Origin of the sequence: Pseudomonas sp. S32 (assembly GCF_016648095.1) — a bacterium.
GTDB classification, from domain to species: domain Bacteria; phylum Pseudomonadota; class Gammaproteobacteria; order Pseudomonadales; family Pseudomonadaceae; genus Aquipseudomonas; species Aquipseudomonas parafulva.
In genome coordinates, this window is the sequence record NZ_JACVVF010000049.1 from 24,706 (window position 1) to 36,687 (window position 11,982).

Genomic DNA, 11,982 nt, shown 5'->3' on the forward strand with positions numbered 1-11,982 from the left:
ATCAGTCACCGTCGTTGGCATTGAAGCCCAGCTGAATGTTCAACGCCTTGGCCAGCTCGCCTTCGTGCAGGCGGTGGACGACGTTCAGGCTGTCGTAGATCTGGTTGAGGGCCTGCTGGCCTGCGTCGTCGGCCAGCAGCTCGCCCAGGGTCTTCTGGTTGTCGGCCAGCAGCTTGAGCGAGGTGGCGTAGGCATCGTCGATTTTGCCTGCCAGGGCTTTCTGGTCGCTTGGCAGCAGCCCGCGCAACCCTTGGTTGTCGACCCCCACCCAAACAGCCTGGGCAGCCTTGAGGCTGGCTTGCAGGCTGTTCATGGAGTTATGGCTGCGCCAGGCTTCGGCCTGCAGTGGCTGGGCGATGCCCTTGCTCTGCCGGCCCATGGGGGCGCCGAGTTTCTTTTTAAGCGTGTCCAGGGCCGTGACCTGGGCACGCAGCAGGTCGGCGATGGCCTCGTGGGAGTCGGCATAACGCTGGTTGGGGAACTTGGTCATCTGCGAGAGCATGCCATCGGTGCTGTTCCAGCCTTTGAGGATTTCCTCGGCCAGCGCCTTCTGGTGCTCGGCAATGGCAACCAGCAACGGGCAGTAGCGGGCTTTCTGTTCGGCATTGGCCACATCCGGCTTGCTATCGAACAGGATGTATTCATAGGCCGACAGGCCGCGCACCACCACACTGGCCTTGCCCAGGGTGGCTGCGTCGACAGGCTTGTCACCGTTGACCAGTTGCTCGACCTGGCGGCCGACCAGGTTTTTCTTGTCTGGCCAGAACTGTACCTGCCACGCACGGTTGCCCTCGGCCAGTGGGCCGACCAGCAGCGGCTGCAGTTCGGCCCAGGCCTTTTGCGCATCGAGGAAGTCGGCCCGGGCCTTTTCCAGTGTTTCCTTACCTTCGCAGTAGGCAAGGGCACTGGCAGCCAGGGTACGGTCGGCTTCAACCCAGCGGCTGTAGGTGGGCAGGATCACCTGCTTGGCGATTGCAGCAGAGGTGACGGCCTGCGGGTCCTGCGGGGAGCAGGCGCCCAGAGCGATTGCGGCGAGGCTTGTGAACAACAGTTTGGGTCGGAACATGCCCGGCTCCTATGCGCGTTTAAAGGGAATTCAGAAACGCCAGCAGCGCAGCGCGCTGGTCGGCATCGAAAGCAAGTACGAAATCGCGGGCGGCCTGGGCTTCGCCGCCGTGCCATAGCACCGCCTCGAGCAGGTTGCGGGCGCGCCCGTCATGCAGGAACTGGCTGTGGCCGGTGACGGTTTCGCTCAGGCCGACGCCCCACAACGGCGGGGTGCGCCAGTCCTGGCCATTGGCGGCGAACTCGGTTCGCTCATCGGCCAGGCCCGGGCCCATGTCATGCAACAGCAGGTCGCTGTATGGGCGGATCACCTGGTTGGCCAGCTCAGGCTCGGCGGCGTCGGCGGCGGTGGTGAACTGTGGGGTGTGACATCCCTGGCAACCCGCCTGGAAGAACAGGTTCTTGCCCGCCAGCACCGCTGGCGAACCCACGTCACGGCGTGCCGGGACGGCCAGGTTACGGGCATAGAAGGTGACCAGGCGCAGGATGTTGTCGCTGACTTCCTTCTCACCGTCGGCGCCATCACCGTTGGGCGCCGCCAGGCAGTCGACCTGGGTTGGCGTGCAATCGTCGTGGGGCAGCAGGGTAGTGGTGAGGCCCATGTCACCGGCGAAGGCGTGCACGTTCTGCTGGTTGACGTTGGGCTGGCCGGCCTTCCAGCCAAAGCGGCCGATCACGGTCTTGCCCTGGGCGTCGTCCCACACCCGGTTGGCCCGCCCGCGGATGCCATTGCGGTTGCGATCATCAGGGTCTTCATTGGCCAGCAGGTCGGCCTCGGGAATCGCCTCCAGCAGGCCGAGGCCGATCATGGGCGGGGCTACCCGGGCGGAGAACCGCGTATCGGGGTGCATTACGCCGTAGCCGAGCTGGGTGATCTGCAAGGTCGGCTTGCGCAGCTCAACCTGATGGCCGTCCTTGAACGTCACGGTGCTGGTGGTATAGGTGACCCGCACTTTACCCTCAGGGGCTACCCCGGGGATCGCCATGTCCTGCAACTGGGTGCCATAGACCGGCTCTGGCACTACGCCCAGGCGCTCGACCACTTCGGCAAGGTAGGGCTGGTCGGGGATCGACAGGCGCACCAGCATGCCGACCGCGTTACTGGCGTCCGGCTCCGGGGGGCGACCGCGGCCGTCGCGAACGTGGCAGTTCTGGCAGGCGTTGGTGTTGAACAGCGGGCCCAGGCCGTCGCGTGCGGTGGTGGTGGACGGCGCGATGACCCAAGGGTTGCGGAAAAAGCTGTTGCCCACGGCAAAGTCCAGGCGCCGCTCATGGGACAGGTTGGCCGCGGGCATGGAGTAGGCATTGCGGTCACTGCGCAGTACGGTCGTCTTGCCACCCGACAGCGCTTCGCCAGGCTCGGCCTGGGTGAAACGCGGGGCGTCGTCACAGGCGGCAAGGGCAAAGGCCAGCAGCAAAGGGGCGCAACGGAACAGCGACAAGGACATGCAAGATCCTGGGCTTGAGCGAAAAACCGGCGTGCAAGCTTATCAGGCCCAGGATCATTGAATAAGAGCAATTTGCGTTTGCTCGATGAAATCCTTGTTCAGCCGGTCAGGCCATGAACAGCTGGAACTGCCTGCTCACCAGGCTGACGATCAGGTTCTTGTTGCCGCCATTGCGGTTGTCGCCGGCGATTTCGATGATGTCGTTGCTCGAGTAGTCCATGGCGGCTGCGCTGATGCACTTGATTGCATCCTTGTGGGCCGGCTGCCAGTAGTCCTGGAATACCCACACACTGGTTTCGGCGGCCGGGCCGAGGATCAACCGCAAGGCCTTGTGGTTTTCATCGGTGTTACCGACCCAGGGCACGGCAAGGGCACCGTTCCAGACGTGCTGGGCGCCGATGGCAAGGCTCTGGCTGCGGTTTTCACCGTCGATCAGGGTAAGGGTGTAGGGGGTGTTGTTGGCGATGGAGCGCAGGTAGGTGACGCTGGCCATGAGGCGTTTTCCTTCTACGGTTTTGGGTTGGGGCGTGGCAGGGGCGGTTCGGGGGCGCGGTAGACGTACGCGGCAAGTAGGGTGATTTCGTTGAAAGGTGGGGCCAGCTCGGCGGGTGCATAGCGCCCCATGGGCTGCAGGCCGAGGGTGAAGGCCACGGCTTCGAACATTCGCCGGTCGGTTTCATTGGGGTCGTAGAGGTAGATCTTGCCGGGCCGTGCGACCACGCGACACATCTCCTCTGCTACGGCGTGTGTGATCGGTGCGCCCATCAGGGTCACATGGGGCACGCTATGGTCGTCGATGGGAAACCTGGGGGCGTCGTATTCGTAGACCAGAATGAGGTTGGGGATGGGCTTGCCGGCAAACAGGCCGTTGGAGATGCGCTGGCCTGCCTTGTTGAGGTTGTAGGCGTTAAGGAACCCGGTTGTCAGGTCTTTGCCTTGAACGCGCTGAACGATGCGGCCTTCCCCCCAGACATCGAGAATCTGCAGCACAGTGCCTCCTAGTTGGCGAGTCGTGGACCTTGTGCAGCATGGGCCCTCGCCGCCGTGGCAGGCATCGGGAAGCATTGCCGCCGCCAACGAAAACGCCCGGCACATGGCCGGGCGTAGCGGTGAAGCACTGTTACCGGATCAGAATTCGTGGTCAGCGGTGTCCGGGTTCAGGTTGGCGATGCCCAGCTTGCCTGCAGCCTGCTCGATGGCGCCGGTCTGCTTGACCAGGGCAGCGATGGCGTCACGCACGATCTGGTTGCCGGCGGTGTTATCGGCAGCGATCAGCTGGTCATAGTGCTCGCCCTTGAGGGCGTGGTCGACAATGACCTGGATCTTGGCTTCGGTGGCTTCCAGGTCGGCCTTGAGGGTGGCGTCGGTTGCCGGGTCGACCTTGGCGACCAGCGACGACAGGCTCGGGCCGGTGACCTTAGTGCCGTCCGGGCGGGTGTACTCGCCCAAGTAGACATTACGGATGCCCTTGGCGTCGTAGAAGTGCGAGTAGTGGGTGTTGTCGCTGAAGCAGTCATGCTCGTCTTCCGGCGAGTTGGCTTCCAGCGAAACCTTCATGCGCTCGCCTGCCAGTTCACCCAGCGACAGGCTGCCCATGCCGAACAGCATCTTGCGCAGGCCGTCGTTGGCGGGCTCTGCCTCAAGCTTGGCGCGGTAGTTGTCGGCCACGTTCGGTGCCCAGTTGCCGACCATTTCTTCAAGGTCGGTGACCAGCAGGTCGGTGACTGCCTTGAGGTACGCGCGGCGGCGCTCGTTGTGGCCGCCGGTAGCGCCCTGGCCTTCCAGGTAGTCGGAAGCCGGGCGGTTGCCGGCGCCCGGGCCGGTACCGTTCAGGTCCTGGCCCCAGAGCAGGAACTCGATGGCGTGGTAACCGGTGGCAACGTTGGCTTCGGAGCCGCCCAGCTCGTTGAGGCTGGCCAGCTTCTCGGGGGTGATGTCCTTGACGTCGATCTTCTCTTCGCCGACCTGGATTTCAGTGTTGGCGATGATGTTGGCACTGGCAGCCGGGTTACCCAGGGCATGCTCGTAGCTCTTGTCGACGTAGTCGATCAGGCCTTCGTCCAGGGGCCAGGCGTTCACCTGGCCTTCCCAGTCGTCGATGATGGTGTTGCCGAAGCGGAAGGCTTCGCTTTGCAGGTAAGGTACGCGCGATGCAACCCAGGCATCCTTGGCGGCCTTGAGGGTGTCATCGTTCGGGTTGGCCAGGAATGCGTCCACGGCGCCCTGCAAGGTCTTGGCGGTGCTCAGCGAGTCGCTGTACACGGCGTACACCAGTTCGGCGTAGTGCTTGACCACGGCCTTGCCGGCGGCTTCGTCGACAGCCCCTGGCGCACTGGCAGAAGGGGTGGCGGCCGCGGGTGCCTGGGCTTGCGGCGCGGCGGCCTTGTTGTCCTTGCCTTCACCGCAACCGGCGAGAGCGATGGCAATGGCCAGCAGACTGGCAGAGGCCAGAGGCATTCGAATCATTATTGGTTTCCTGCGTCGTGTGGTTGGACCAGTGGGTGGGCCGTGCGCCGTGGCACGCGAAACCGCAACATCATGCGAAAGATTTGCATTTGCTGTAAAGGGCCAAGCGCGCAATTCATGTAAATGCGGGTCATGGGGTGTAACCGGCAGGCTCAGAGCACCGACACCTGGTTGCGCTGAGCCTGTTTGAGGAAGTTGGTCAACTCGCGGGCCGACAGCGGCTTGCTGTAGTGGTAGCCCTGGCCCTCGTGGCAGCCCTGCGCCACGATGTAGGTCTCCTGCTCGGCGGTTTCCACCCCTTCGGCAATGACCTGCATGCCCAGGCTCTTGCCCAGCTGGATGATGGCCCGCACGATGGTGGCGTCGTCATCGTCGTCCAGCAGGTCCTGAACGAAGCTCTTGTCGATCTTGATCTTGTCCAGCGGCAGGGATTTCAGGTAACTGAGCGACGAGTAGCCCGTGCCGAAATCGTCGATGGCGATCAGCGCCCCTGAGCGGCGCAGGCTGAGCAGGTGTTGGGCGGCGGTGCTGATGTCTTCCATCAGGCCGGTCTCGGTCACTTCGAGCTCCAGGCTGCGCGGCGGCAGGCGGTAAGCCTGCAGCAGGTTATTGACAACCCTGGGCAGCTCGCTGTGGTGCAACTGCACGGTGGACAGGTTTACCGCCATGCGCAAGTCGCCGAAGCCCAGGTCATGCCATTCGCGCAGTTGGCGGCAGGCCTGGTCGAGCACCCATTCGCCAATGCCGATGATGCTGCCATTTTGCTCGGCCAGCGGGATGAACTGGTCCGGCGGCACCATGCCCAGTTCCGGGTGTTGCCAGCGCAGCAGGGCCTCGACACCGACCACGCGGTGGTCGCGGTAGCTGATCTGCGGCTGGTACACCAGGTACAGTTGGTTGCGTGGCAGGGCCTCGCGCAGGTCTTTTTCCAGTTCGCGTCGCCGGCGCATCTCGCTGTCGACGCTGGCGATGTAGAACTGGTAACGGCTGCGTGAACGGGCCTTGGCCAGGGTCATGGTCTGTTCGGCTTTTTGCAGCAGCTTCTCGGTGCTGTCGCCGTCTTCCGGGAACAGGGTGATGCCGATAGTGGCCCGCAGGCGGATCTGCTGATGGTGATCGAGGTCGAACGGCACTTCGAGGTCGTCCAGGATGCTCTGCGCCAGTTCGGCCGCTTCGTAGGGCTGCTCGATGTTGGCCTGTACCAGGGCGAACTGGTCACCGCCCAGGCGGGCGAGGGCGCCCAGGCGGCCGCTGTGGGCGCGCAGGCGGTCAGCCAGGGCCAGCAGCAACTGGTCGCCCACCTGGTAGCTGAACTGCTCGTTGATGCCCTTGAAATCGTCCAGCCCCACGCACAACACGGCTACCCGGTGTTGCAGGCGCCCGCCATCGACCAGGATCTTGTCCAGTTGCTGTTGCAACTGCTGGCGGTTGGGCAGGCCGGTGAGGAAGTCGTACTGGGCCATGCGTTGCAGGCTGTTTTCTGCCTCATGGCGCAGGTGGGTATTGCGTTCGATCGACGCCAGTAACTGGTTGGCGGTGTTCACCCACAGCCCCAGTTCGTTCTTTTCATGCCCCTTGAGCAGCGGGATCTGGTGCTGGCTTGGGCGGTCGGGGTTGATCTGGGTGAGGTGCTCGATGATCTTCGACAGTGGCTTGGTCAGCAGCCAGTGGTAGACCAGGTACAGCACCAGCCCCATGGCCAGTGCGCGCAGTACCCCCGAGATGAAGATGATCACGGCGTTGAGCAGGAAGTCCCGGCCATACGACGAGGTATCGAGGGTGATGTTCAGGTCGCCGTAGTATTCGCTGTAGGGGCCGCGGCCGACCAGTTGCGTGGTGTAGGTGCGCTCCTGGCCAAGAATCAGGTCGGTCAGCCAGCGCATCGGCGTGTCCTGCAGGGGGCGGGACTTTTCTGCCAGCATGGTTTCATTGGGGTGGCCGATGGAGGCCATGCGCACGGACTCGTCCTGGAACAGCCCCTCCATGACCTGCATGCCCATCTCCCGGTCAAGGCTGTACACCGCCTGGGTGGAGGGGTCGCGGAACATGTCGAGGATGCGCTGGGCATCATTGTTGACGGCCTGGCGGGTCTTGTAGGTGTCGTAGACGATCTGCGCGCAACTGAGCACGACGCCGACCGCTAGCGCCGACAGCAGCACGACCCTGAGCAACTTGACCGACAAGCTGTTCCGCAATTCCAGCTTCAATGGAGGTTATCCTTAATTCATGCGAATGGCATCATTTTGCCATCAACGATGACCATACACTACCGCGTGGCCACGAGCAGTGTATCGGTTGCCAGACCCTGCAACTTGAATGCGCTGTATCAATAATCCGGTGGTTTGATGTTAGCGTGCAATACGGCCTGAGCAAGCACAACCCTGCGTTGCAGCCGGCATGAAAAAACCCGGCGCAGGGCCGGGTTTCTTGTTCAAGGCTGAGGGGCTCAGGCCTTGAAGGTTTTACCTTCGAACTGCTCGGCAACGAATGCCCAGTTGACCAGGTTCCAGAACGCCTCGACGTACTTGGGACGCAGGTTGCGGTAGTCGATGTAGTAGGCGTGTTCCCATACGTCGCAGGTCAGCAGCGGGGTGTCGCCGCTGGTCAGCGGGCAGCCGGCACCGATGGTGCTGGCCAGGGCCAGGGAGCCGTCAGCTTTCTTGACCAGCCAGCCCCAGCCGGAACCGAAGGTGCCAACCGACGTCTTGGTGAACTCTTCCTTGAACTTGTCGAAGGAACCGAAAGCGGTATTGATGGCCTCGGCCAGAGCACCGGTGGGCTGGCCGCCACCGTTTGGCGACAGGCAGTTCCAGTAAAAGGTGTGGTTCCAGACCTGCGCGGCGTTGTTGAAGATGCCGCCCGAAGAGCTCTTGACGATCTCTTCCAGGGTCTTGCCTTCGAATTCGGTGCCTGGGACCAGATTGTTCAGGTTCACGACATAGGTGTTGTGGTGCTTGTCGTGGTGATACTCCAGGGTTTCCTTGGAGATGTGCGGCTGCAGGGCATCATGGGCGTAAGGCAGCGGCGGCAATTCAAAAGCCATGGTGGATCTCCTGATTCAGGTCTAGTTCGCGGTTTGCGCAGGGCCGATCACGGGCGGCCCTATGAGCGTCGGCGAGTTTGTACTCTTTGCGACGCAAGGGCTGGATCATAGCACCAGCCCTGGCGCATAACCACGCAACAAACATAGGGATAAGAGGTTCCTGGGCGGTCGCCGGCTGGCGACCAGCGGTGAGCCTGCCGCTGGCAAGCCCACACGCATATGGGCTGGGCTTGCCGGCAACAGGGCCGTGGAAATCAGCTGAAGATCAACTGTGCGGCCACTGCGAACATCATCACCGCCACCATCAGGTCGAGCATGCGCCAGGTGGCCGGCCGCGCCAGCCACGGCGCCAGCCAGGCCGCGCCCACGGCCAAGGTCGAAAACCACAGCAGCGATGCGCTGGCTGCCCCGGCGACATAGGCGCCGGGGGCGGCCTGCTGTGCGCCCAGTGAGCCGATCAGCAACACGGTGTCCAGGTAAACGTGAGGGTTCAGCAGGGTGACCGCCAGGGCACTGAGCAGTACGGCGCGACGTGAGCGCATGCCCTGACCCTGCTGGTGCTGCAGGCTCTGTTTCGAGCAGGCGCTGCGCAGTGCCTTGGCCCCGTACCACAACAGGAACAGCGCACCACCCCAGCGGGCGATGGCCAGCAAGGTTGGGTTATGCGCCAGTACCGTCGCCAGGCCGAATACCCCGGCGGCCACCAGCAGCGCGTCGCACACAATGCACAGCGCGGCCACCGGCAGGTGGTGTTCGCGGCGCAGGCTTTGTGCCAGGACGAATGCATTCTGCGCGCCAATGGCCATGATCAGGCCGAAGGCCACCAGCATGCCGTTGAGGTAGCTTTGCCACATGGTGATTACTCCGTAAAAGATGCTGGCTATTGTGATTTGCGACGCTGTATAAGAAAAATCAATAAAGCTCATCCCTCATTAGGAAAATCGATGTTCGACTACAAGCTGCTTGCCGCGCTGGCTGCGGTGATCGAACAGGGCGGGTTCGAGCGCGCAGCCAGCGTGCTTGGGTTGTCGCAGTCTGCGGTGTCCCAGCGCATCAAGCTGCTGGAGGCGCGGGTGGGGCAGCCAGTATTGGTGCGCGCTGCACCGCCCAGCCCCACCGAGGTTGGCCGCCTGTTGCTGAACCACGTGCAGCAGGTGCGCCTGCTGGAGCGTGACCTTCAGCGCGAGGTACCGGCGCTGGACGAAGGCGGCGTGCCGGAACGCCTGCGCATCGCGCTCAATGCCGACAGCCTTGCCACCTGGTGGGCCGGCGCGGTCGGCGACTTCTGTGCCCGGCACAATGTGTTGACCGACCTGGTGGTGGAAGACCAGGAGGTGGGCCTGAAACGCATGCGCGCCGGTGAGGTGGCTGCCTGCCTGTGTGGCAGCGAACGCCCGGTGGCCGGCGCCCGCAGCCTGGCATTGGGCGCCATGCGCTACCGTGCGCTGGCCAGCCCTGCGTTCATTGCGCAACACTTCCCGCAGGGTTTCGACACCGGCCGCCTGGCACGCACCCCGGCCATCGTCTACGGCCCCGATGACTTCCTGCAGCACCGGTACCTGGCTTCCCTGGGTATCGAAGACGGTTTCCTGCACCACCTGTGCCCATCGTCGGAGGGTTTTCTGCGCATGACCGAGGCCGGCCTGGGCTGGGGGCTGGTGCCTGAGTTGCAGGCCCGTGAGCAGCTGGCCGCTGGGCAACTGGTGGAAATTTGCCGGGATACCCCCATTGATGTGCCGCTGTACTGGCATCATTGGCGCACGGGCGGGCAATTGCTCGCGCAACTGACTGACCACCTGCGGCACACCGCCCGGCAATGGTTGGTGCCCTTGTAGCGGCGGCTGGCGTCTGTTGCTTCTGAAATCTGGCAAGACGGAGTGTTTACATGCGAATTCTGGTCACTGGCGCGAGTGGCTTCATCGGCGGTCGTTTCGCGCGCCACGCCCTGGAGCAGGGCCTGGACGTACGGGTCAGTGGCCGGCGCGCCGAAGGGGTGGAGCACCTGGTCAGGCGGGGTGCGCAGTTCATCCCCGGCGACCTGGGCGATGCCGAACTTGCCCGCCGCCTGTGCCAGGGCGTGGAGGCTGTGGTGCACTGCGCCGGCGCGGTGGGTAACTGGGGGCGTTACCAGGACTTCCACCAGGGCAACGTGGTGGTGACCGAAAACGTGGTCGAGGGCTGCCTGAAGGAACATGTGCGGCGCCTGGTGCACCTGTCGTCACCGTCGATCTATTTCAATGGCCGCTCGCGCCTGGACATCCGCGAAGACCAGGTACCGCGACGCTTCTATGATCACTACGGGCGCACCAAGTACCTGGCCGAACAAAAGGTGTTCGGCGCGCAGGAGTTTGGCCTGGAGGTGCTGGCGCTGCGGCCGCGCTTCGTTACCGGCGCAGGTGATGCCAGTCTTTTCCCACGGCTGATGCAGATGCAGCGCAAGGGCCGCGTCGCCATTATCGGCAATGGCCTGAACAAGGTGGACTTCACCAGCGTACACAACCTCAACGAGGCATTGTTGAGCGCGCTGTTTGCCGATGGCCGGGCGCTGGGCCAAGCCTACAACATCAGCAATGGCCACCCGCTGCCGCTGTGGGACGTGATCAATTACGTGATGCGCCAGATGCAGTTGCCGCCGGTGACGCGCTACCGCAGCTACGGGCTGGCCTACAGCATGGCCGCGTTGAACGAGGCTGCTTGCCTGCTCTGGCCCGGGCGCCCACAACCCACGCTGTCGCGCCTGGGCATGCAGGTGATGAGCCGTGATTTCACCCTGGACATCAGCCGCGCCCGCCAGTACCTGGATTACCAGCCCAGGGTGAGCCTGTGGACGGCATTGGATGAATTCTGCACCTGGTGGAAGCATCAGCCGCCCGGCCAGTGAACCGGGCGCTGTGATGATGGTCATCAGAGCGCCGTGCGAGCGGTTTATACTTCTGTCTCTTTGCTATCTGTTTGGTTGAAGCCCCATGCGCAACGATGCTCACGACGATTTCGATGATGTGCCCCCTTTGCGTGCCGGCACGCCGGATGATGATGAACTGCTGCCAGCACATGTTTCACGCAGCCGCCAAAAGGCCGCGAAGCCTGCGAGCAACGCGCCGCTGTGGGCGTTGCTGGGGGCTGCGTTCATTGCGTTGGGTTGCCTGGGCTGGTGGAGTTTCCAGCAGATCTCGCTGATGGAGCAGCAACTGGTGGCTACCCAGGAAAGCTTTGCCCGTATCAGCGAAGAGGCTGCTGGGCGCTTGCAAGCCATCAGTGGCAAGGTCGAGGCCAGTGAGTCTTCCAGCTCCAGCGGCAGCGAGGCGCTGAAGCTGCAGATTCGTCAATTGCAGGCAAGCCTTGCCGAACAGGGTAAACAGCAGCAGGGTGTGGCGGGCCAGGCAGGTGACCTGGGCAAGCGCCTGGAGCAGGTGCTGGCCGATACCCGTGAGCAGCAAAAGGCGGTAAGTGAGCTGCAAACCCAGTTGCAGGCGCAACTCAAGGCGGTGAACGGCGAGCTGGCGGCGTTGAAGTCCGGGCAGCTGGATGGCGGCAAGGTCGACGGGCAACTCAAGAGCTTGAGTGACGAGGTTGCGGCGCTCAAGAAGCAAGGCAACCCGAAAGCCGCCATCGAGAGCCTTGAGCAGGATGTACTGGTGCTCAAGAGCCAGCTGGACAGCCGCGCGAATTCAAGCGCGGGCGCTGGGGCTTCTGTGCAGGAGTTCGATGCATTCCGTGGCCAGATGACCCGCAATTTCAACAACGTGCAAAGCCAGTTGCAGAACCTTCAACAGCAAATCAACGCTACCCCCCGGTAGGGGCGATCGCGACGGGCTGCAACGCAGCCCCAGCGGTATCAGCTTCGATCATCCAATGCCGGGGGCGCTGCGCACCCCATCGCGAGCTTCGCTAGCTCCTACAGGGGGAATATACGTCCCCTGTAGGAGCGACCGCAGGTCGCGATGGGCTGCAACGCAGCCC

At 63.3% G+C, this 11,982-nt stretch carries 11 protein-coding genes; 3 read left to right on the forward strand and 8 right to left on the reverse strand.

The window, feature by feature from the left end:
* Nucleotide 1: 1 nt before the first annotated feature.
* From IAE38_RS20160 to IAE38_RS20195, 8 genes are all read right to left on the reverse strand, one after another.
* Entirely contained in the window at nt 2–1,066 is a 1,065-nt protein-coding gene (locus IAE38_RS20160) for an imelysin family protein (RefSeq protein ID WP_028635155.1), read from the reverse strand.
* Between the two features lie 19 nt (nt 1,067–1,085).
* Entirely contained in the window at nt 1,086–2,513 is a 1,428-nt protein-coding gene (locus tag IAE38_RS20165) for a di-heme oxidoreductase family protein (protein WP_201218936.1), read from the reverse strand.
* Between the two features lie 106 nt (nt 2,514–2,619).
* On the reverse strand, nt 2,620–3,006 hold the full coding sequence (locus tag IAE38_RS20170) for a hypothetical protein (RefSeq protein ID WP_028635153.1): 387 nt from the start codon (nt 3,004–3,006) through the stop codon (nt 2,620–2,622).
* A gap of 14 nt (nt 3,007–3,020) precedes the next feature.
* Entirely contained in the window at nt 3,021–3,503 is a 483-nt protein-coding gene (locus IAE38_RS20175) for a hypothetical protein (protein WP_201164887.1), read from the reverse strand.
* 138 nt (nt 3,504–3,641) lie between these two features.
* On the reverse strand, nt 3,642–4,979 hold the full coding sequence (locus tag IAE38_RS20180) for an imelysin family protein (RefSeq protein WP_028635151.1): 1,338 nt from the start codon (nt 4,977–4,979) through the stop codon (nt 3,642–3,644).
* 152 nt (nt 4,980–5,131) lie between these two features.
* Entirely contained in the window at nt 5,132–7,186 is a 2,055-nt protein-coding gene (locus tag IAE38_RS20185) for a putative bifunctional diguanylate cyclase/phosphodiesterase (RefSeq protein WP_201218938.1), read from the reverse strand.
* 239 nt (nt 7,187–7,425) lie between these two features.
* Nucleotides 7,426–8,022 carry a superoxide dismutase gene (locus IAE38_RS20190; RefSeq protein ID WP_028635149.1) on the reverse strand — a complete coding sequence of 199 codons (597 nt, stop codon included), beginning with the start codon at nt 8,020–8,022 and terminating at the stop codon, nt 7,426–7,428.
* 254 nt (nt 8,023–8,276) lie between these two features.
* Nucleotides 8,277–8,876: a LysE/ArgO family amino acid transporter gene (locus IAE38_RS20195; RefSeq protein WP_201218940.1), complete on the reverse strand. Its 600-nt coding sequence runs from the start codon at nt 8,874–8,876 to the stop codon at nt 8,277–8,279.
* 90 nt (nt 8,877–8,966) lie between these two features.
* On the opposite strand from IAE38_RS20195, the gene IAE38_RS20200 reads away from it, so the two are divergent.
* The 3 genes from IAE38_RS20200 (at nt 8,967) to IAE38_RS20210 (ending at nt 11,819) form a co-directional block, all read left to right on the forward strand.
* A complete protein-coding gene (locus tag IAE38_RS20200; RefSeq protein ID WP_201218942.1) occupies nt 8,967–9,857 on the forward strand; it encodes a LysR family transcriptional regulator ArgP in 891 nt (296 codons plus the stop codon).
* Between the two features lie 50 nt (nt 9,858–9,907).
* Entirely contained in the window at nt 9,908–10,903 is a 996-nt protein-coding gene (locus IAE38_RS20205; RefSeq protein WP_201218944.1) for an NAD-dependent epimerase/dehydratase family protein, read from the forward strand.
* An 85-nt stretch (nt 10,904–10,988) separates the two neighbouring features.
* On the forward strand, nt 10,989–11,819 hold the full coding sequence (locus IAE38_RS20210) for an ATPase (RefSeq protein ID WP_201218946.1): 831 nt from the start codon (nt 10,989–10,991) through the stop codon (nt 11,817–11,819).
* Nucleotides 11,820–11,982: the final 163 nt, after the last annotated feature.

Coding starts and splice junctions, on each gene's coding strand:
- IAE38_RS20160 (WP_028635155.1), bottom strand. CDS start 1,066: ATGTTCCGACCCAAACTGTTGTTCACAAGCCTCGCCGCAATCGCTCTG.
- IAE38_RS20165 (WP_201218936.1), bottom strand. CDS start 2,513: ATGTCCTTGTCGCTGTTCCGTTGCGCCCCTTTGCTGCTGGCCTTTGCC.
- IAE38_RS20170 (WP_028635153.1), bottom strand. CDS start 3,006: ATGGCCAGCGTCACCTACCTGCGCTCCATCGCCAACAACACCCCCTAC.
- IAE38_RS20180 (WP_028635151.1), bottom strand. CDS start 4,979: ATGATTCGAATGCCTCTGGCCTCTGCCAGTCTGCTGGCCATTGCCATC.
- IAE38_RS20190 (WP_028635149.1), bottom strand. CDS start 8,022: ATGGCTTTTGAATTGCCGCCGCTGCCTTACGCCCATGATGCCCTGCAG.
- IAE38_RS20195 (WP_201218940.1), bottom strand. CDS start 8,876: ATGTGGCAAAGCTACCTCAACGGCATGCTGGTGGCCTTCGGCCTGATC.
- IAE38_RS20200 (WP_201218942.1), top strand. CDS start 8,967: ATGTTCGACTACAAGCTGCTTGCCGCGCTGGCTGCGGTGATCGAACAG.
- IAE38_RS20205 (WP_201218944.1), top strand. CDS start 9,908: ATGCGAATTCTGGTCACTGGCGCGAGTGGCTTCATCGGCGGTCGTTTC.
- IAE38_RS20210 (WP_201218946.1), top strand. CDS start 10,989: ATGCGCAACGATGCTCACGACGATTTCGATGATGTGCCCCCTTTGCGT.